The sequence below is a fragment of the Peribacillus sp. NPDC058075 genome (assembly GCF_042885195.1).
In the GTDB taxonomy this organism is placed as follows: domain Bacteria; phylum Bacillota; class Bacilli; order Bacillales; family DSM-1321; genus Peribacillus.
Map to the genome: position 1 here is coordinate 2,673,826 of NZ_JBHVSL010000001.1, position 21,405 is coordinate 2,695,230.

A 21,405-nucleotide genomic window follows, 5' to 3' on the forward strand; every position below is an offset into this window, starting at 1 on the left:
TATTCCATTTTCCTCGCCTTCTACATTAAACGCCACCGAATCTTCGTGAACGCTTTTGATACTCCTCAACTGCCTGCAATAAATGCTCTTCACTAAAATCCGGCCATAGCACCTCAGTAAACCACAGCTCAGTATAAGCCGCCTGCCAAAGCATGAAATTACTTAAACGGATTTCACCGCTTGTACGGATCAGTAAATCAGGATCCGACAAATGTTTGGTCATCATGTAACTGGATAGCATTTCCTCCGTTGCATTTTCCTTTATTATACCATTCTTAGCATCTTGAATGATGCTATTCACTGCAGACACAATCTCCCCACGGCTTCCATAATTCAGAGCAAAATTCAGAATCATCCCATCATTGTCTTTCGTGTCTTCCATTGCCCGTTTAACGGCACTTTGAGTATGTGACGGAATGAGAGACAAGTCCCCTATCATTTCAACTCTTACATTTTCGGAAATGAGCTCGGGTAAAAATGTTCCAAGAAATTCCTGTGGAAGCTTCATCAAAAAGTCGACTTCACTTTTCGGACGTTTCCAATTTTCAGTGGAAAACGCATAGACTGTCAAAGTTTTGACCCCTAATTTATTGGCAACTTTCGTAATTCTACGAACTGTTTTCATACCTTCATGATGACCCGCCACACGTGGCAATGCACGCTTTTTGGCCCAACGGCCGTTCCCATCCATAATGATGGCGATATGCTGAGGAACATCAAACTGTTTAATATGCTGAATCCTATTTGTTACATCGGAAGAAGCATCTTTTTTAACGAAACGCTTCCAAAGTGAATACATATGTTAGTCCCCCATCAGGTTGTACTTATCTCTCTACAAAGGCAAAGTTTTCGTGCACTATGTATATCAAGCTTTCTGCCGCTTAAAAAGAATCTATATTATAATATCAAAAAAAAACTGGTTCTCATATTATTATTATGAAAATTAATTCTTCATTAGAAGCTAGAAAGGGAGAAATCATTCCTTCTTTTTTAAAAAAACCGGTTGTGATTACCATGAAAAATGCAAAAAAAGGACCACCTCCAACGTTTGCATGCAACATACTAACTCTAGGAGCAATCATTATCGGAGAAACCTTATTATAACAGTTTTCTCCTTTAAGCACACCTATATGTTAGAACCAAGACATGACCCGGTATGGATTCGGCCCTCTTCATTTAATCAACTCTTCAGTGGAAATTATACTTCCAAAATTTCTTTTTCTTTATCTTTTGTAATTTCATCAATTTTCGTAATATTGCCATCTGTCATCTTTTGGATGTCATCTGCATAGCCACGTAAATCATCTTCCGTGATTTCACCACTTTTTTCAAGCTTTTTCAAATCATCATTAGCATCGCGGCGAACATTACGGACAGCAATTTTCGCTTCTTCCGCTTCTTTTTTAACGACTTTCACAAGCTCTTTTCTGCGCTCTTCCGTTAAGGCTGGGATGGCTATCCTGATGACCGATCCATCATTAGAAGGATTTAATCCTAAGTCTGATTTCAAAATCGCCTTTTCGATTTCACCCAAAACCGTTTTATCATATGGTTGAATGACTAATAGTCTAGCTTCCGGGACAGAAATGCCTGCCACCTGATTGACTGGTGTCGGCGATCCATAATATTCGATCGAGATTTTATCAAGCAATGAGGCATTTGCCCTTCCGGCACGGATGCTTGCTAATTCACGTGTATACGCTCCAATGGCTTTTTCCATTTTCGTTTTCGCATTCGAAATAACTTGTTTCGGCATCTTTTATTTCCCCCTTACAATAGTACCAAGCGTTTCGCCTAATACGGCCCGTTTAATATTACCTTTTTCCATGATCGAGAAGACGATCAATGGGATATCATTGTCCATGCATAGTGAGGACGCAGTTGAATCCATTACTTCTAACCCTTCTTTAATCACATCAAGGTAAGAAAGTTTATCATACTTCACTGCATTTTTGTCCTTAACCGGATCTGCATTGTATACGCCATCCACATTGTTCTTCGCCATCAAGATGACATCAGCTTCAATTTCAGCAGCACGCAGGGCGGCAGTGGTATCCGTTGAGAAGTATGGATTACCTGTGCCAGCTGCAAAAATCACCACTCTCTTTTTCTCTAGATGCCTGATAGCACGGCGTCTAATGTATGGCTCTGCGACTTGCCTCATCTCGATGGAAGTTTGCACGCGCGTTTCAATTCCAAGCTGATCAAGGCTGTCTTGTAATGCCAATGAGTTCATGACTGTAGCCAGCATACCCATATAATCGGCATTAGCACGATCCATGCCCATTTCACTGCCTATTTTCCCGCGCCAAATGTTTCCGCCGCCGACAACAACAGCCACTTCCACATCAAGCTCAGCCACTTCCTTGACTTGTTCAGCAATCGATTTAATTACTGCAGGGTTAATTCCAAATCCTTCTTCACCGGCTAATGCTTCGCCACTTAGTTTTAAAACGACACGTTTATATTTAGCGTTACTCATGAGAACCTCCAACTATGTAATCTTTTCATTCGTTCATCATGCTTTCTTGCAATACTACCAAAAATTCATGACATTTCAAAAAATAGGGAACACCAGAGTGTTCCCTATTATTAATTATCTGACAATTAGTCTTTTTTAACTTGGTTCATTACTTCTTCAGCAAAGTTTTCTTGACGTTTTTCAAGACCTTCCCCTACTTCATAACGAACGAATGATTGGATTTTTCCGCCTTTTGATTCAACGAATTGTCCCACTTTTTGATCTGGGTTCTTAACGAAAGCTTGTTCGTTAACACAAATTTCTTCGTAGAATTTATTGATACGTCCTTCAACCATTTTTGCAACGATTTTTTCAGGTTTCCCTTCATTAAGGGCTTGTTGCGTTAGTACTTCGCGTTCGCGTTCTAATTCGCTAGCATCAACTTGGTCACGAGAGATATATTTCGGGTTGATTGCAGCGATATGCATTGAAACGCCTTTAGCTGCCTCTTCGTCAGTGGTACCTTCAAGAACTGATAGTACACTGATACGTCCACCCATGTGAAGGTATGCACCAAATGCGTCGTTATCTGTTTTAGAAACGACTTGGAAACGGCGTAGAGTTAATTTTTCCCCGATTTTAGCTACTGCAGCATTGATATGATCTGCTACTTTTGCTCCATTTTCCATTGTTTGCTCAAGAGCTGCTTCAACGCTTTCAGGTTTGTTAGCAAGTAGGAATCCAGCCAATTCTTTAACAAGAGTTTGGAAGCCTTCGTTTTTAGCAACGAAATCAGTTTCTGAGTTCACTTCAAGGATTACCGCTTGGTTTCCTTCAACAACGATTGAAGTTAGACCTTCAGCAGCAATACGGTCGCCTTTATTAGCAGCTTTTGCAATTCCTTTTTCACGTAGGAAATCGATTGCCTTTTCCATATCGCCTTCTGTTTGTACAAGTGCCTTTTTACAGTCCATCATACCGGCACCAGTTTTTTCACGCAATTCTTTAACTAATTGTGCAGTGATTGCCATAATATATATCCTCCTCAAATTACATGCAGTTTATTCAATCTTTACCCATTATTGCCAAAAAATACTTGTTATCATCCAAGAGAATAACGAGCCTTGACAATATTTCCGAAAAAACATCCACTTTTTCAGTCAATATGACGGAACATTTTAATTCCTGAAAAATCGCCCATACCTTTTTAAAAAGACATTACGTACAGTGATTTTATGTATGCTTATTTAGTGCAAAAAAAAGGGATAAAAGGCATTATCCTCTTATCACCTTTTTTCTTACTAAATAAGCAACCTTTTTTTACTTATTAAGCAGTAGTTGTTTCAGTTGCTGTTTCTTCGCCTTGTTTAGCTTCTAAGATAGCATCTGCCATTTTACCTGTTAATAATTTAACAGCACGGATTGCATCGTCATTCGCAGGAATAACTACATCGATTTCATCCGGATCACAGTTTGTATCAACGATACCAACAAGCGGAATGTGTAATTTGTGCGCTTCCGCAACAGCAATACGCTCTTTGCGAGGGTCGATAACGAAGATCGCATCAGGAAGAGTCTTCATATCTTTAATACCGCCTAAGAATTTCTCTAAGCGATCCCATTCTTTTTTAAGTTGGATAACTTCTTTTTTAGGAAGTACTTCGAAAGTTCCGTTTTCTTCCATTTTTTCGATATCTTTAAGACGAGTGATACGTTTTTGGATTGTTTCAAAGTTTGTTAAAGTTCCACCTAACCAACGTTGGTTTACATAGTACATACCAGAACGGATAGCTTCTTCTTTAACAGATTCTTGAGCTTGTTTTTTAGTTCCGACGAAAAGAACAGTACCACCGTTAGCAGCTAGTTCTTTCACGAAGTTATAAGCTTCTTCAACCTTTTTAACTGTTTTTTGAAGGTCGATGATGTAGATGCCGTTACGCTCAGTGAAGATATATTTCTTCATTTTTGGGTTCCAGCGACGTGTTTGGTGTCCGAAATGCACACCAGCTTCAAGCAATTGTTTCATAGAAATGACTGACATTTTAGTTCCTCCTAAATGGTTTTGTTTTTCCTCCGCACCGATCATTTTCATACAGAAACTGTCATAACAGCACCATCTGCAAGAATTACGGGGCGTGTGTATTAACACCATTTCATAATATATCATAATGGCTCTGCACAATCAAGAGATAACTTTATCTATTCATGCGAAACTTTAGTAATAGCTCTACCTCGGTTTGACCGCGACCTAACTTTTTGGCGATTTCCTCTACTGAATGTCCTTGATCCGCTAACATATCCACTTTTTCATTTAATGATCGTTCATTTAACGAAGCCTGCAGCATGTCCGAAAATTCCATGCCAGCCGGCTGCCCTTCGTTTTTTGGAGAAGCGGCAGCCGATGAAAGCTCCAATTTGTCCGCGACTTTTACTGGTAAAGCATTGGTTTCATTTTCTTCAGGCATAATTTTATAGGCATTGATCGCCTGCTTTTTAGCAGCGGCGCGGCTTCCCTCTTTAAACTCTAGCAGCATGTTTTGTTTTTCTACTTTATCTTCCTTTTTTTCTTTGATCGAGCCATGTACTTGTCCTTTTTGACCATGCTCATGATCCATTGCCACCGAATTGTTGAATGCCTTTACCAATGTCTCGTTATCCTCTTTCATCTCCATCAAATAACCAGACAATATTTGTTCCATTTCTCCAATGATGGCCTTTTGGTCTTTTTCCAATTTACTTAAACGATTTTGCCGAAGATATAAAACGATGATGGCGAAAATGGTGAATATGTTTAATACAAACAACAGAAATATAAAAAATGCTGTCATGTTGCCTCCTAATTAACCGGAATAGTCAATCTGTTGTTTTTCTCTTATTGACTAAGTACAGTTCGAACATTCTGTGATTTCGAAGCATTTATTGATGCGGGTTCCGTATCAATTCTTTCAAGCTGGCAGGGGGCTTTCTAAGTTCAATTAGGATTTTATGCTTCCCAGACTCAGAAGCCCTCTTCAATAGATATCATGATTAATTCTTTTGTTCTTGCATAGTGTTTCTTAATTTATATATCGCTTTTGAATGAATTTGGGATATCCGGGACGTAGATAGGCTCATCACTTGCCCGATTTCGGTCAATGTTAGTTCTTCTTTATAAAAAAGCTGTAAAACCAACTGTTCTTTTTCATTAAGGGTTTCTATGACTTTGGCTAATTCAACATACAGTTCATCCCTTAACACATGTTCCTCAGGTAAATCCGCCTTTTCATCTTTAATATGAAAATTCGCGCTTTCTTTATCGTCTTCTTGGGGATTTTCATCCATTGATAGTACATTGGCAAAGAAGTTCTCATTCAATGCAGCATATACTTCATCTTCCGGAATATTCAATTCAGCGGCTATCTCATTTGGCGAAAGGTTCCTCATGTATTGCTGCTCCAGCTTTTCTATTGCAGCTTCAATTTTCTTGGCTTTATCTCTTGCGCTCCGAGGAAGCCAATCCTCTTTTCTTAATCCATCTAAAATAGCACCACGTATTCTAAATGATGCATATGTGTCAAACTTCAGGTCACGCTTCGTGTCAAAACGTTCCAGGGCATCGAATAACCCCATCATCCCTAAACTCCTTATATCATCCCGGCTCACATTTTTAGGAAGACTTACTGAAATACGTTGAACATGATACGATACGAGGGGTATGTATTTCTTCACCAAAATGTCCCCGGCTAGCGGATCTCTGCGATCCACCCAATTCTTCCAACATAACTGCTCTTCTTCGATGGTCAGATGAGACATTGGACATCCTCCTAACAATGTTATACGATTTGTGACCGATACGGCCCCTAAACCCATACATGCAATAATAATTAGATTGCAAGTGTACCTGTCATATTTTTGGCTTTTCAAAAGCCAAATCCGATCCTATATGTTTTTAGTCCCTTTTGTAACGGTCCGTATATTTAGCAAACAATCACTTAAATTGAATTCAATCGTTCTTCCGCTATTCTCGCCAACATCTTCGGCGACGACTCTAATGCGCAAGTCAGATAACTCTTTCCGGACAGCTTCCACATTCCGGGGTCCTATTCTCATTAAATCCTCTCCGGAGGCAAATTGAAACATTTGTGCTCCGCCAGCCAACTTCGCTTTTAGGAATGGCATTCTTGCGCCTTCTTTTACTAAGAGCCGCACTAATTCCTTTATCGCGGTATCTGCAAATTTGGCTGCATTGATCTGCCCCGATTTAGTTAGTGAAGAGTCAGGCAGCATAATATGTGCCAAACCTGCAATTTCTTTTTTCTCATCATAAATTACAACACCAACACACGACCCCAAACCGGAAGTGCGAATCGTATAGGGAGGTTTTATTATATTCATATCCGCTATTCCAACCTTAACAACCTGGACATTTAACAATTCAGTCATTAGGTGACACTCCTAAAGCGGAAAAAATGATATCTAAAAATTCGGGATCAGGTAATAAAAAGAAATGACCATTAATGGAATCAGCGAATAGCTGGTCTTTTTCAAGCACAGTATCAATGACGATGGCTGCGTCACTTACTACGGATAATTCCAGTAATCCGTAACTGATCGTTGCCCCTACCATATCGATGCTCAGGGATGGAACGGATGGATAGATATTCAATCGGGTGAAATCAGAAAGGGAAGAGAGATAGGATCCCGATAAGATATTCCCTAATTCCTGAAGGCAAGAAAGTGCCAAATCATTATAGTGTGCGGATTCCATCAAAAAGGTCTCATCACCTGTCATCTTACGAATCAAATATTGGGCTACAGGAAGCGAAAGGATAAAAAACATACTCCCTGAAGCATCACCTTCTATTCTAAGGAAAACGCTGGCAACGACGTGATCGGCCCCGCCAGCCATTTCCATCATTTCATCAAATGAAACGATTCGGACATTAGGAACATTCGTATCAATTTTCCTATTAAGGATGGCAGAAAGCGCAGTTGCTGCGTTCCCTGCACCTATATTGCCGATTTCCTTCAAAATATCGAGTTGAAAAGGGTTGATTTTCTCAATGAACGACATATGATTATCCTTCTCTTAACATATTTTCAGTCATTTCCAGACTTAGGGCCTTCTCCAAATTGATTAGGACGAGCAGTCGCTTTTCAATTTTAGCCACTCCGCTAATGTATTCTGAAGCCAAATGTCCCACAACTTCAGGCTGAGGTTCGATACTCTCCACAGGAATATCCAAAACATCATTGGCAGAGTCCACTATTAACCCAACTTCCATATCATCCAGAATGACGATGATAATTCTTGTTGTTTCATCGTATTCCACCTCTTCGAAACCAAAACGTACCCGTAAATCAATAATTGGGGTGATTACACCCCTTAGATTTATGACTCCCTTAACAAACTTTACAGCCTTTGGAACTCTGGTAATATGCAGAATCTTTTCGATACCGCTGACTTTATCCACTGGAATTGCATATTCTTTATTCTTAATTTGAAATACGATTACTTTCATATCCTCAGACATCTATTCCCCTCCTTTTAATAAACTCATGATTGATGTGCAGTCTTAACGAAAACCTGAATCGAAACGGGCGAACCAACGTCCCCTTCGCCCCATCTATCTATCATTCAATGAATCAATGTGTTGCAATCTATGATTAAAGCAACTTGACCATCACCAAGAATCGTTGCCCCCGATATTGCAAATGCGCTATTTAAATAATTACCTAGTGATTTCAGAACGACTTCCAGCTGCCCGATGAATGAATCAACGACTAATCCGGCTAATTTATCGCCTTTTCTTACAATGACCACAGAGAGGGACTCTTCTTCTTCCTGACTGATAGGCACTTCAAATATATCTTTCAAGAACAGAAGCGGCAGAATCTTTCCCCTGAAGTCAATAACCTGTTGATTATGGGCATTCAAGATATCTGCTTTTTTTATGATGGCAGTTTCTATAATGGAAGAAAGCGGAATGGCATATTTTTCGTTTTGGATTGCAACAAGCATGACAGAGATAATGGACAATGTAAGCGGAAGCTGAATTAGGAAGATGGATCCCTCATTCTCTTTGGAATCGATCGTGACAGATCCACCGAGAGACTCAATGGTATTTTTAACCACATCCAGCCCAACACCGCGCCCCGATACATCTGAAATGGTTTCCGCTGTTGAGAAACCCGAAGCGAATATCAATTCATAGATTTGCTTATCCGTTAGGGTGGCGGCAGTTTCCTTGGTTAATATCCCATTGGATAGCGCCTTGTTCAAAACTCGATTTTTATTGATTCCTGCGCCGTCATCCTGGATTTCAATGAAAACATGATTACCGCTGTGGTAGGCTTTTAACAGGATTTTACCTTCTTCATTCTTTCCTTTCGCCAAACGTTCTTCAGGTGTTTCAATTCCATGATCCATGGCGTTTCTTAATAAATGGACGAGAGGATCACCGATTTCATCAATGACTGTACGGTCAAGTTCCGTTTCTGCACCGTTGATTTCCAAATTGACTTTCTTGTTTAAATCCCTTGCTAACTGACGAACCATTTTAGGAAAACGATTGAATACAGTTTCAACGGGCACCATCCGCATATTCAAAACGATTGTTTGTAAATCACTTGTTATACGGGACATTCTTTCTACTGTTTCATGCAATTCTTGATTATCCAAATCACTGGAAATTTGGTCAAGTCTGCCTCTATCGATTACTAGTTCCTCGAATAGGTTCATTAATATATCAAGCCGCTCAATGTTCACCCGAATGGTCTTGCTTGATGCCGGCTTAACTGGTGCCTGTTTTTTCTTATCATCCTTATCAGTTGGAAGCACGGCTTTATTTGTCTCTTGTTCCGGTATTTCAGCAACTTGATCTTCTATAGAATTGCCTCCATGCCTCAAGCCCTCAAGATCAAGGGCATTTACCACAACTTGATCCACTTCGGAAACCTTCATGACTTTTTCTTTTATCTCATCACTCGATTCTGTTGTTACCATCGTGACTGTAAATTGCTGATCGAATTGCTCTTCTTCCAAAAGTTCGACTGGTGGGTGTGACTTGATTACTTCACCTGACTTTTCAAGCACCTCGAAAACCATAAACACCCGGGCAGCTTTTAAAAGACAGTCCTCACGCAACCCTATCGAGATTTCGAAGCTGTTGAAGCCTTGATCTTTGGACTGCTGAAGCACTGTCCATTCAAATTCATCATACTCTCCCGCAGTCAATTCCTCTTTTTCAAGGACGGCAGAAGCTGCTGCAATCTCTGCAATGGTGGAAGAAACGGGCGACTCCCCTTTTTCAATCATTTCCAGCTGTTGGACAACCACCTCCACATTTCTTTTTCCATCTCCACCTTCAGCAATGGACATGACCATCGCTTCTAAATCATCAACCGCTAAAAATATCACATCAAATAATTCTGGAGAGAGAGCGATTTGGCTATTTCGGATCGCATCCAACACATTCTCCATTTTATGAGTTAAATTGGTTAGATCCTCATACCCCATAGTCGCCGACATCCCTTTTAAGGTATGGGCGGAACGAAAGATTTCATTTACGATCGAGAGGTCTTCCGGATTCTTTTCGAGTACCAGCAACTGTTCGCTGCACGTTTGAAGATGTTCTTTACTTTCTTCTATAAAAACCTCTAAATACTGATTCATATCCATACAATCTCACACCTCCACGTGTTAACAATAGCTTATTATCGCTTTAGCTATTTTTTCTACATCCTCTATGCTATCTATTAACTTGGTATTGATTGCCGCCTTGGGCATACCAAAAACGATTGATGTCTCCTGTGATTCGGCTATCGCTTTTAAAGGACCCTCCTGTTTAAGCTTCATGAGTCCCATCGCCCCGTCCATCCCCATCCCGGTCATGATAACGGCTATTTTCGCAGATTCATTCATTTCACTTACCGATTCAAATAGCACATCAACTGACGGGCGATGTCCATTACGCAATTCGGATTGATCCAAAAGGATTGCCCAGCTCATTCCGACTTTCCTCACTTTCAAGTGAAAACCTCCAGGTGCGATATAGGCGACACCTTTTTGAATCAGTTCCCCCTCTTCAGCTTCCTTCACTTTAATCTTGCATAATGAATTCAGACGTGTTGCCAAGGATTTTGTGAAACCGGGGGGCATATGCTGGACAATGAGTATGGGAGCATCAACCTCTTCCGGGAGTCCTGCCAAGACGGTCTGCAGAGCTCTCGGACCTCCTGTTGATGTACCGATGACTATTATCTTTTTGTACCCATAGGACCATTTTTTTTGATTTTTTTCAATTTTAGACGATTCTTTTGAATCTATTTTACTATATTTTCCCCAAACGGATGGGCTTCTTTCAATATTCATCGCATTTTTTTCTAGTTTGTGAACATTTGCCCTGCTGGCTGCCATAACTTTTTCATGGAGGTCTTTCTTGATTTTATGTAGATCCAATGAAATGGCACCCGAAGGTTTTGCCACAAAGTCAAAGGCTCCGCCGTTCATGGCGGCAAATGTATTTTCCGTTCCTTTTTTCGTTGTGCTTGATAACATGACTACAGCAGTTGGACATTCATCCATGATCCGGCTTAATGCTTCCAATCCGTCCATAATGGGCATTTCCACATCCAAAGTCACGACATCGGGTTTTAAAGCCTTTATTTTGTCTAAGGCATCTCTTCCATTCCTGGCAGTCCCGATGACCTCCATCCTGCTATCTTCCGCTAAAAACTCTGAAATTAACTTTCTCATAAACGCAGAATCGTCCACTATCAGCACTTTTACTTTACTCATATTAGGAGACCTACTTTCCAAAAAAATATCTCTTCATATTTTGGAGGAAATGACTTTTTTGCAAAGTCAATTCTTCCCCAAATGAATGATTTGCAAATCTTGAAGCAATGTCCATAATGGCTTTGGATACATCGGCTTCAGAATCGAAAAGGAGAAAGGGAATTTGTCGGGAAACAGAATTGGGTACGGTTCTATCATCCGGCAAGTAACCAAGAGCTACAGTTTCCAGTCCCAAAAATTTCACTAGTGCATTTTGGAGGCGCTTAATTGTTTCTTTGCCGTCCTTACTCGTGAAAACCCGATTGCAAACAAGGAAAAATGGAATCTCTTTATTTACTGAATGGATATATTTCATTGCAGAATATGCATCCATGATAGAAGTGGGTTCAGGCGTCGTGATAACGACTAATTCATCCACACATAACAGAAATTTCATGGAATCCTGAGTGATGCCTGCACCCATATCAAATAAGATATAATCATAATTCGCCAACAATAAACTGAATTCCTCATTAAACCGGGTATACTTTTCTTCATCAAGTGAAAAGAGATTTGTCAACCCCGTTCCACCTGTAATGATTGAAATGTTTCCCGGTCCTGCCATGATGATATCCTTCAAACTAAAATCGTTTTCAAAAAAATCAATAATGCTGCTGGGAGATTGTTCCCCGATCAAAATATCAATATTCCCCATACCGATATCCATGTCGAACAACAGTACTTTTTTGCCGCTTTGGGATAAGGCAATCGAAAAATTCAAAGAAAAGTTTGATTTTCCCACTCCGCCTTTCCCGCTTAAAACAGCAATCGTTTTGGCCATTGATCGATTTTGGCGGGCTTCCAATCTTCTTCGCAAATTCTCAGCTTGATCTTTCATATTCATTAGCCCCAATAGCCATTTTCAATAGCTGTGATGATGTAGCTATTTCTATATCGTCTGGCACATTTTGTCCATCTGTTATATAGGCGGCTCCTAATTTATGAGTGTGTATAAAATTGAATATCTGCCCGAAAGTGGAGGTTTCATCCGCTTTTGTAAAAATGACCTGTTTAATAGGTATGCTAGCAAACTGTCGATAAATATCTTCCATATCCTTTTGTTTAGAGGTCAACGACAATACTAAATAGGTTTCCATCTCATCTGTAAAATGGATGATTTCATTAAGATCCTTGACATATTGCGGGTTACGGAAATTCCTTCCGACTGTATCAATAAAAACAAAATCATAATGGGAGAAGCGTTCAGCAGCCCTTTTAAAGTCTTCTAAATTATAAGCAACTTCAATTGGAACGTTTAAAATCTTGGCATATGTCTTAAGTTGATCTATTGCAGCAATCCTGTACGTATCTGTCGTAATGAAAGCCACCTTTTTATCATGCTTCAATATGGTTTCCGCCGCTACTTTCGCCAAGGTTGTTGTCTTTCCCACACCTGTTGGGCCAACAATGTTAATATATTTTTTTTGCAGCCCGGGTTTTCCGTTTTCAACCTTTTCCAAAATCCTGAGCATGGCTTCTTCCAACCAAACTTGAACCTCTTCATCAGTGGATTGCTGTTTAAAAACGAACCATTTTTCAAGCAATTCATCCATGATTTGGGACCGAAGTGATATATCCACTTCCTGCTCGGTTAGGTATTTGTGGATTTTCTCCAGCTTCCCCGGATATTTTTTATCAGCTGAATAGATTTGCAAACTCTTTATCATATCTTTCAAACCTTCGATTTCTTTTAATAAGTCAGCACTTTCCCTATTCCCTTCATTAGGTTCAGAGGCATGACTTGCCATTTCCAGCTTTGATGGCAACTTTTTAGATTTTTGCTTGGTTACGGCTTGGATAGGCTGGGGCACAGGGTCTATGGCGGCAATGACTTCAATATTCCTCTTTTTGAATAATCCTAAGAAACCACCATTATATACAGCCTTCGAACTTAAGATTACTGCATCACTGCCTAGTTCCGCCCTTATTCGTTTCATTGCCTCGTTCATTGATGGCGCCAAATATTTCTTTACCTTCAATCGATATTCACCACCCCTACACTTTGTACTTCTACATTCGACTCGAGTTCATTGTATGAAAGAATCGGCACATTAGGAAAATAACGTTCAGTTAGTTGCCGGGCATACATCCTTACTGCTGGAGAGCAGAGTAAGATCGGTTGGTGATCCATTAGGGTCAGCTCTTCCAATTTGGCTGCAACTGCCTCCAATATGGATTGTGATATCGTTGGATCCAATGATAAAAAATTACCATGTTCGGTTTGCTGTACACCGTCCGCGATGGTCTTTTCAACTTTCCCCGATAATGTTATGACTTTAATTCTATTATCATCCGAAATAAAAGAATTCGTTATTTGTCTGGCTAAATTCTGCCTTACATATTCAGTAAGCAAATCTGTGTCAGTCGATAACTTGCCATAATCAGCAAGCGTTTCGAAAATGATCGGTAAGTTCCTTATCGAAACTTTTTCCTTCAATAATTTTGCCAATACCTTTTGTACATCTCCTATAGACAAGGGATTCGGAGTGACTTCCTCTACTAGAATTGGCGCCGATTCGTGGAGATGATCGATCAATTGTTTCGTTTCCTGCCTGCCCAATAATTCCTGCGCATTGGACTTTATGACTTCCGTCAAGTGGGTGGATACAACACTTGGCGGGTCCACAACTGTATAACCCAGCATCTCGGCATGTTCTTTCATATCATCCGTAATCCACTTGGCCGGTAAACCGAACGATGGTTCTATCGTATCGATTCCTTCTATTGAATCATCCTCCATCCCTGGACTCATGGCCAAGAAATGATTTAGGAGCAATTCCCCCTTTGCCATGACACTTCCCTTAATCTTCAGCCGATACTCATTAGGATTCAACTGAATATTATCACGTATTCTGACGACAGGGATCACGAGCCCTAACTCAATTGCAAGCTGCCGGCGGATCATGACGACCCGGTCGAGAAGGTCTCCCCCTTGATTGGCATCCGCAAGCGGAATCAATCCATATCCAAACTCAAATTCGATCGGGTCGACACTTAAAAGGTTAACGACGCTTTCTGGACTTTTCATTTCATCGGTTTCCAGCACTTCTTCCATTTCTTGTATTTCACTTTCGTCCTGCTTCGGTATCCTTGAAATTGTATACCCTCCAACGACTAATAAAGCAGCGATCGGAATGGTGAACAAGTCGGAAATGGGAGTGAATAAACCTAAAAGGAAAATGGTTGCTGCTGTTAGGTAAAGCATTTTGGGAAATTGAAATAACTGCTCAACAATATCCGCTCCGAGGTTTCCATTCGAGGCTGCCCGGGTTACGACAATTCCCGTAGCTGTAGAAATCAATAAAGCTGGTACCTGACTCACGATACCGTCACCAACCGATAACATGGAAAAATGAACGGCTGCTTCTCCAAAGCTCATGTCCAATTGCATGACACCAATGATCATACCGAAAATCAAGTTAATGATGACAATGATGATGCCCGCTATGGCGTCTCCTTTAACAAACTTACTAGCCCCATCCATGGATCCATAAAAGTCTGCTTCGTTACTAATTTTTTCCCTTCTGGCACGTGCTTCGTTTTCTGAAATCATCCCAGCATTTAAATCTGCATCGATGGCCATCTGTTTACCCGGCATCGCATCCAGCGTAAATCTTGCCGCTACCTCCGAGACGCGTTCGGAACCTTTAGTGATGACGATGAAATTGATGATGACCAAAATGATGAATACAACTAATCCTACAAGCACGTTACCGCCGACTACAAACGACCCAAAGGTTTCTACAACTCCTCCAGCATCGCCATAGGTCAAAATGGCACGAGTCGTCGAAACATTCAACCCCAGCCTGAACAATGTCAGTAAAAGGAGCAAGGAAGGAAAGATTGAAAATTCGAGAGGTTCTTTCATATTCATCGCAGTCAATAGAACCAGCAACGCAAGAGAGATATTTAAAAGGAGTAAAATACTTAACAACCATGTTGGCAATGGAATGATCAACATGGCAACGATCATGATGACGCTCGATATAACAACTAAATCTCTTGCTCGCATGTTTTTTCTCTCCTAACTAGCGGGTTACCCTATTACATCTTTACAGTTTACCTTTGGTTTTATATACAAAGGCCAGTATTTCAGCGACTGCCTTAAAGAACTCTTCCGGTATCGCCTGGCCTAATTCAGCTTGATCATATAAAGACCTGGCCAAAGGCCGATTTTCCACCATGATCACATCATTTTCTTTAGCAATGAATTTAATTTTCTGGGCAACAAAATCAACGCCCTTTGCCACTACATACGGAGCCTCAGCTTTTTCTTCATCATATTTTAAAGCAATAGCAAAATGCGTCGGGTTAGTGATGACGACATCCGCATTGGGAATTTCCTGCATCATTCTTTGAGCGGCCATCTGCCTCTGCTTTTGCTTTATCTTGGATTTGATGAGCGGGTCCCCTTCGGAATTTTTATATTCATCCTTTATATCCTGTTTGGACATCCGGATGTTTTTTTCAAAGTCATATTTTTGATACAAATAGTCTAATAGAGCAATGAACAATAAAGCCACGGCAGCATAAAATCCTACTTTAATCGTAATATCCGCCAAGGTTGCCATCGCTTCTTCCACAGAAATCTGTGATAAAATCATAATCTCGTCCATGCGCTGCCATAGTACATAAAAGGCAACAAAACCAACAAATGATATTTTAAGAATGGATTTCAATAATTCAACAATGGCCCTCATTGAAAAAATGCGTTTGAACCCTTTAATGGGATCTAATTTTTCAAGTTTGAACTGTATGGATTCGGTCGAAAACAAAAAACCGACTTGCATGACATTAGCCAATATCCCAGCTAGTATCGCTGCTGCAAAAACGGGTCCTAGGATAAGGCCCATCTCCTTTAAAACCTCTATCAAGATAATTTGCATATTCTCCTCACTGAATCCAGCCAAGGTAAAATTCTGCAGATATTCTTTCATAAGAGCGAGCAAATGATTATACATGTACGGTCCCATAAGCAATAACACTGAAAACACTGCAATTAAATTCACAGAGGTATTTACATCTTGACTCTTTGCCACCTGACCTTTTTTCTTAGAATCCTGACGTTTTTTGGGAGTCGCCTTTTCGGTCTTTTCACCAGCGAAAAACTGCAAATCCAGCTGAAACCTCTCCATATCAAACGCCTCCAATCAATTGCATTAGGTGACGCATGGTCAAAAGCAAGAAATTGAAGAGTTGGGTGACAACCGTCATCATCGTTCCCATTACCAGCATGATAACCGCTAAGCCGGCAATGATTTTCACTGGAATCCCAACAACGAACACATTTAATTGAGGAACTGTCCTGGCAAGTATCCCTAGCGTGACATCCACTAAGAAAATACTTCCCACCACTGGAATGGACATTTGAAAAGCAATCATGAAAGCTTTGCTGAAAGCTTTGGCCAAATATTCTATCAGCGCATGATCTCCGAATGGCACAAATAATTGGTCAATCGGGATGAACTGATAACTATAAAAAATTCCATCCAAAAGCAAATGATGGCCATTCGTACTCAATAGAAATAATAAAGCGATTGTATAAAGATATTGTCCCATCAACGGGCTTTGTGCCCCCGTTTGGGGATCGATGACATTCGCTATTGAAAAACCCATTTGAAAATCAATCAATCCGCCAGCTATTTGAACGGCCGATAAAATCATATACGCTGCAAATCCAATGAAAAGGCCAACAAGCGCTTCCTTCATGATCAATAAATAAAATGTGACATCCAATTCCAGAACCGGAGCATCAATGGTGTAGTACATGATCCAGGCAAGGAAGATCCCAAGCCCGATCCGATGTTGTACCGGTATAGATCGGTATGAAAAGATCGGCATGGCCACGAAAAACGTAGTGACCCGGACCACAATTAATAAAAAGGCGGGAAAGTGCGGAAATAATTCCTCCATGCCCTACCCTACAAATCGATTCAGATTACCGAATATTTCATTTGCATAGGATAATAGGTGGCTCAACATCCATGGAGCCAATAAAATGAGTCCCAATAAGACTGCGACGATCTTCGGAACAAATGCCAAGGTTTGTTCCTGAATCTGTGTAGTTGCCTGAAAGATGCTTACTAATAGTCCTACAATAAGAGCGATTACCATCAATGGGCCCGCGATAATCAATACCATATAAATTCCTTTTTCCGCTATATCAATAACAAAATCTGCACTCATTTTTTCTCACCTGCTTAAAAACTCTGTAATAAAGACTTCACCACTAAATACCATCCGTCAACAAGAATGAAAAGGAGGATTTTAAATGGCAGCGAAATCATGACTGGCGGCAACATCATCATCCCCATCGACATCAGGACACTTGCAACGACCATATCAATAACCAAAAAGGGAATGAAAATCATGAAACCTATTTGAAAAGCTGTTTTGATTTCACTGATTGCAAAAGCTGGTACAAAGGCAGTCAAGGGAATGTCCTGTATCGTTTCAGGCTTATACACCTTGGCATATTCCAAGAATAGCTCAAGGTCCTTCTGCCTTGTATGGGCACTCATGAATTCCTTAAATGGTATCGATGCCTGTACATATGCTTCTTCTAAATCTATCTCTTCATTAAATAACGGGGTTAATGCCTTTTCATTCACTTCCTGAAAAGTCGGTGCCATTATGAAAAATGTCATGAAAAGTGCCAGGCCGACCAACACCTGATTCGGCGGCATCTGCTGTGTAGCTAGCGATGTTCTCACAAAACTCAGGACAATGATGATTCTTGTAAAGCAGGTCATCAAGATCAATATGCTTGGAGCCAGCGATAAGACAGTCATCAGTAGAACAAGTTTGACGGAAGTAGAGACATTAGCGGGATCACTGTTATTAAAAAACTCCATGAACTCATTCATTCATTGTCTCTTCCTTTCCTATCAAGCTCCTTTAACAGCTTTTTCCTGCTATCAGACAATTGATCGAGTTGACTTTTGAACTCTGCAGAGAAACTGGCGGTTTCGGATCCGCTTTTCTTCAACCACTTATTTTTCAACTTCATTGCAAGCTCCCCAGGCTGGATCATTTGATCGATCTTATCGTTGTGATTTTTCAAAAGCTGTTCATATTCCTCGGGATCATCTATTTCTTTCAAGAGCTGAATATTTTCACCGACCCCGATCACCAATATTCTCCCGCCAACTTTAACAAGCTGGACAGAACGATTTGCGCCAAGGCCCGTACCGCCTAAATTCTCCACTGAATTTGCCTTTTGATACGATTTACTTTTTTTATTGATGAACTTTAATAGGCTATAGAGAAGGGCCACTACAAAAATAGTAGCAAATATCATCCTCAGAAACTCCCAAACGGTTATCCCCACTTTGTCAGGATTCGTTGTCTGTTTGGTAGATTTAGAGCCTTTTGATTCACCTTTATCCACCTTTAAATCATCTGGCTGTTCATAAACATCCTTCACTGTTTTTTCAAGATCTTCCGCATGGGCCTGTATGGCCCCAGAGGAGAATACCACTATCATCAGTGAGACCTGAAGCCATTTTTTAATTAAAAACAATATGAAGACACCCTCTTAACTTAATGCTTTATTTATGGCTTCCAAAACACGGTCTGCCTGGAATGGCTTCACGATAAAGTCTTTTGCACCCGCCTGGATCGCATCAATGACCATGGCTTGCTGTCCCATCGCTGAACACATGATGACCTTAGCTTGAGGATTTACCTTTTTAATTTCCTTTAATGCCGTAATTCCATCCATTTCAGGCATGGTAATATCCATCGTTACAAGATCCGGATGAGTTTCTTTATATTTTTCCACTGCTTGGGCGCCATCTGCTGCTTCCCCGACTATTTCAAAACCATTTTTTGAAAGGATATCCTTAATCATCATTCTCATAAATGCTGCATCGTCCACAATTAAAATTCTATTAGCCATAATTTTCGTCCCCCAAATTATCTTATTTTATTTAATCGGTCACTTTGACTCATGATATCTGTAACACGCACTCCAAAGTTTTCATCAATCACCACTACCTCGCCTTTTGCTATCAAGCGGCTGTTTACCAGGATATCCACTGGCTCTCCCGCTAATTTATCCAATTCGATGATCGATCCGGAGGACAGCTCCAAAATATCCTTGACGGAGCGTTTCGTTCTTCCAAGCTCCACCGTTACCTGCAAAGGGATATCCATCAGCATACTGAGATTTTTTGTTTGAGACTCCTGAAGCTGATAAGGCTGAAAACTGGTGAAACTGGCAGGCTGAACATTTACCGGCTGTCCTGTTGGTACGGATGAAACGCCAAAATGTTGTGGTACATTCGGCATTTGGTTCGCTGGTTGGGTTTGGTGACCGACTTGTCCATAAGTTTCATTTACCGATCGTTCATACCGGCTATCCTGGAATGGTGGCGGCTCCTGAGTTGGAATGTTTGTTACTGGTTCACTTAGTATTTTTTGCGTTTTCATCTCGGCAGGATCGCTTTCGCTCGTCCCATTTAATAATTCAGAAACTAACCCTTTAGCAAACTCTAACGGCAACAACTGCATGATACTGGAATCAATTAAGCTGCCGACACGGAGACGGAAAGAGATTTTTGCAAATAAATCCTCGTTCGGTATCGCATTTTCACCTTCACCATTTAAAAAGTTAAGTAAATCTATGCTAGGTGGAGAAATATCCACTTTTTTACTGAAAATGGTCGACATGGATGTCGCAGCAGAACCCATCATTTGGTTCATGGCTTCCTGGACAGCACTCAATTGAATTTCCCCAAGCAGGTCAGAAGGATTCTCCCCATCTCCTCCAAGCATCAAATCAGCAATGACAGCAGCATCGCTCTGCTTGATGACCAGCATATTTATACCTGAAAAACCTTCTGTATATTGCACTTGAATCGCTACATACGGATGCGGGAATTCTTCCGCGATCTGTCCCCTTTCAATCAATGTAACCGTCGGAGTGGTGATATCCACTTTTTGATTCAACAAAGTGGATAGGGCAGTGGCCGAACTTCCGAAGGAGATATTACCGATTTCACCGAGTGCGTCGAGTTCCATCATCGATAAATAATCGTCAATCGAGAGAGGGAACACCTCATCTTCAATATCACTTGTACCTTTTAAAAGGGCATCTATCTCGTCTTGTGAAAGCATTCCATCACTTACCATCTTCGTCTCCCCCTTTCAAAATATCAAGAATCTGGATAGCATGTTTTTTTCCTACTTTTCCTGGCTGCCCGCTGTATTTTGGGACCCCTCCAATGGTAATCGTCAAAGGTTCATCGATTGCCTTATTTAAATCGATGATATCGCCAACATCAAGCAGCAAAAAATCCTCGATGGTGATGTCCGTGGAACCAAGTTCGGAAATAATGGGAAGATCTGCGTTTCGGATACGCTTTTCCAAAATCATGATTTCCTCCGGGATTTTTTCCTTTTGGGAATTTTCCATCCAATAATGAGCGGATAACTTTGGTATGATCGGTTCCAATACGACGTGAGGAATGCAAACATTAATCATTCCACTCGTTTCGCCGATTTGTGTATTCAAGGAAATGACCACGACAGTATCATTGGGTGAAACTAGTTGTAAAAATTGTGGATTGACCTCGAACTCTGTCATCACCGGTTCGATTTCAACAATCGTTCCCCAAGCCTCCTGTAAATTTTCAAAAGCCTTCTCGAATAAATTCGACATGATTTTCGTTTCTATTTCCGTTAAACTATCCACCTTATTCACGCTTATGCCCCGCCCGCCCAAAACGCGATCCATCATGGAATAAGCGATATTCGGGTTGACCTCAAGAATGATTCGGCCATCCAAGGGCGGCACCTCAAAAACATTCATGATGGTCATTTTAGGAATCGATCGGATAAACTCTTCGTAAGGTATTTGATCTGCCGAAGCAACGGATATTTGGACATATGTTCTAAGCTGAGCAGAAAAGTATGTGGTCAGCAGCCTTGCAAAGTTCTCGTGTATCCTGGTCAAACTCCGGATTTGATCCTTAGAAAACCGAAGCGCCCTTTTAAAGTCGTATACTTTCACTCTTTTTTCTACTTCTTCTTTTTTTAAATCATCTGCATCCATTTCACCTGTGGAAATGGCCGATAACAAAGCATCGATTTCATTTTGCGATAATATTTCCCCGGACATTAA

At 40.6% G+C, this 21,405-nt stretch carries 23 protein-coding genes; all 23 read right to left on the reverse strand.

The features are described 5' to 3' along the window. Nucleotides 1-25 precede the first annotated feature (25 nt). Nucleotides 26-799 (reverse strand): undecaprenyl pyrophosphate synthase, encoded by a 774-nt coding sequence (locus tag ACFVS1_RS13230; RefSeq protein ID WP_352921418.1) that lies wholly within the window; start codon nt 797-799, stop codon nt 26-28. A gap of 399 nt (nt 800-1,198) precedes the next feature. Further along, the gene (frr, locus tag ACFVS1_RS13235; protein WP_352921420.1) at nt 1,199-1,756 is read right to left on the reverse strand and encodes a ribosome recycling factor; all 558 of its coding nucleotides are present in this window, start codon (nt 1,754-1,756) and stop codon (nt 1,199-1,201) included. 3 nt (nt 1,757-1,759) lie between these two features. After that, the gene (gene pyrH / locus ACFVS1_RS13240; RefSeq protein ID WP_034313639.1) at nt 1,760-2,482 is read right to left on the reverse strand and encodes a UMP kinase; all 723 of its coding nucleotides are present in this window, start codon (nt 2,480-2,482) and stop codon (nt 1,760-1,762) included. A gap of 125 nt (nt 2,483-2,607) precedes the next feature. After that, nucleotides 2,608-3,492 (reverse strand): translation elongation factor Ts, encoded by an 885-nt coding sequence (gene tsf, locus ACFVS1_RS13245; RefSeq protein WP_241591208.1) that lies wholly within the window; start codon nt 3,490-3,492, stop codon nt 2,608-2,610. Nucleotides 3,493-3,788: 296 nt separating this feature from the next. Then, on the reverse strand, nt 3,789-4,502 hold the full coding sequence (gene rpsB, locus ACFVS1_RS13250) for a 30S ribosomal protein S2 (RefSeq protein WP_053345349.1): 714 nt from the start codon (nt 4,500-4,502) through the stop codon (nt 3,789-3,791). 154 nt (nt 4,503-4,656) lie between these two features. Next, nucleotides 4,657-5,289, reverse strand: a complete 633-nt coding sequence (locus tag ACFVS1_RS13255) for a hypothetical protein (protein ID WP_352921423.1) — start codon at nt 5,287-5,289, stop codon at nt 4,657-4,659. 199 nt (nt 5,290-5,488) lie between these two features. After that, nucleotides 5,489-6,253 carry a FliA/WhiG family RNA polymerase sigma factor gene (locus ACFVS1_RS13260; RefSeq protein ID WP_387547982.1) on the reverse strand — a complete coding sequence of 255 codons (765 nt, stop codon included), beginning with the start codon at nt 6,251-6,253 and terminating at the stop codon, nt 5,489-5,491. Between the two features lie 126 nt (nt 6,254-6,379). Further along, nucleotides 6,380-6,883, reverse strand: coding sequence for a chemotaxis protein CheD (locus ACFVS1_RS13265; protein WP_387547985.1), 504 nt, complete (start codon nt 6,881-6,883; stop codon nt 6,380-6,382). Continuing rightward, on the reverse strand, nt 6,876-7,514 hold the full coding sequence (locus ACFVS1_RS13270) for a chemotaxis protein CheC (protein WP_387547987.1): 639 nt from the start codon (nt 7,512-7,514) through the stop codon (nt 6,876-6,878). Before ACFVS1_RS13270 ends, ACFVS1_RS13265 begins: the two co-directional genes overlap by 8 nt. Before the next feature lie 4 nt (nt 7,515-7,518). Then, nucleotides 7,519-7,974 carry a chemotaxis protein CheW gene (locus ACFVS1_RS13275; protein ID WP_352921429.1) on the reverse strand — a complete coding sequence of 152 codons (456 nt, stop codon included), beginning with the start codon at nt 7,972-7,974 and terminating at the stop codon, nt 7,519-7,521. A gap of 104 nt (nt 7,975-8,078) precedes the next feature. Continuing rightward, nucleotides 8,079-10,121: a chemotaxis protein CheW gene (locus tag ACFVS1_RS13280; protein ID WP_387547990.1), complete on the reverse strand. Its 2,043-nt coding sequence runs from the start codon at nt 10,119-10,121 to the stop codon at nt 8,079-8,081. 21 nt (nt 10,122-10,142) lie between these two features. Then, nucleotides 10,143-11,240 (reverse strand): protein-glutamate methylesterase/protein-glutamine glutaminase, encoded by a 1,098-nt coding sequence (locus ACFVS1_RS13285; RefSeq protein ID WP_352921433.1) that lies wholly within the window; start codon nt 11,238-11,240, stop codon nt 10,143-10,145. Nucleotides 11,241-11,250: 10 nt separating this feature from the next. Continuing rightward, complete coding sequence (locus ACFVS1_RS13290) at nt 11,251-12,117, reverse strand: MinD/ParA family protein (protein ID WP_387547992.1); 867 nt, start codon at nt 12,115-12,117, stop codon at nt 11,251-11,253. Further along, nucleotides 12,101-13,258: a flagellar biosynthesis GTPase FlhF gene (flhF, locus tag ACFVS1_RS13295; RefSeq protein WP_387547994.1), complete on the reverse strand. Its 1,158-nt coding sequence runs from the start codon at nt 13,256-13,258 to the stop codon at nt 12,101-12,103. The genes ACFVS1_RS13290 and flhF overlap by 17 nt, the downstream gene beginning before the upstream one ends. Then, nucleotides 13,255-15,291 carry a flagellar biosynthesis protein FlhA gene (gene flhA, locus ACFVS1_RS13300; RefSeq protein ID WP_387547997.1) on the reverse strand — a complete coding sequence of 679 codons (2,037 nt, stop codon included), beginning with the start codon at nt 15,289-15,291 and terminating at the stop codon, nt 13,255-13,257. The genes flhF and flhA overlap by 4 nt, the downstream gene beginning before the upstream one ends. A 40-nt stretch (nt 15,292-15,331) precedes the next feature. Then, nucleotides 15,332-16,414: a flagellar biosynthesis protein FlhB gene (flhB, locus tag ACFVS1_RS13305; protein WP_352921440.1), complete on the reverse strand. Its 1,083-nt coding sequence runs from the start codon at nt 16,412-16,414 to the stop codon at nt 15,332-15,334. Nucleotide 16,415: 1 nt separating this feature from the next. Then, complete coding sequence (fliR, locus tag ACFVS1_RS13310; protein WP_387548000.1) at nt 16,416-17,192, reverse strand: flagellar biosynthetic protein FliR; 777 nt, start codon at nt 17,190-17,192, stop codon at nt 16,416-16,418. A 3-nt stretch (nt 17,193-17,195) separates the two neighbouring features. Then, on the reverse strand, nt 17,196-17,465 hold the full coding sequence (gene fliQ / locus ACFVS1_RS13315; protein ID WP_101224658.1) for a flagellar biosynthesis protein FliQ: 270 nt from the start codon (nt 17,463-17,465) through the stop codon (nt 17,196-17,198). 14 nt (nt 17,466-17,479) lie between these two features. Next, nucleotides 17,480-18,145, reverse strand: a complete 666-nt coding sequence (gene fliP, locus ACFVS1_RS13320; RefSeq protein WP_387548003.1) for a flagellar type III secretion system pore protein FliP — start codon at nt 18,143-18,145, stop codon at nt 17,480-17,482. Beyond that, entirely contained in the window at nt 18,142-18,801 is a 660-nt protein-coding gene (locus ACFVS1_RS13325) for a flagellar biosynthetic protein FliO (RefSeq protein WP_387548006.1), read from the reverse strand. Before ACFVS1_RS13325 ends, fliP begins: the two co-directional genes overlap by 4 nt. 15 nt (nt 18,802-18,816) lie before the next feature. Beyond that, entirely contained in the window at nt 18,817-19,179 is a 363-nt protein-coding gene (cheY, locus tag ACFVS1_RS13330) for a chemotaxis protein CheY (protein WP_063231856.1), read from the reverse strand. A 17-nt stretch (nt 19,180-19,196) separates the two neighbouring features. Beyond that, nucleotides 19,197-20,414, reverse strand: coding sequence for a flagellar motor switch phosphatase FliY (fliY, locus tag ACFVS1_RS13335; RefSeq protein ID WP_387548009.1), 1,218 nt, complete (start codon nt 20,412-20,414; stop codon nt 19,197-19,199). Beyond that, nucleotides 20,404-21,402: a flagellar motor switch protein FliM gene (gene fliM, locus ACFVS1_RS13340; RefSeq protein ID WP_387548012.1), complete on the reverse strand. Its 999-nt coding sequence runs from the start codon at nt 21,400-21,402 to the stop codon at nt 20,404-20,406. The genes fliY and fliM overlap by 11 nt, the downstream gene beginning before the upstream one ends. Between the last annotated feature and the right edge of the window lie 3 nt (nt 21,403-21,405).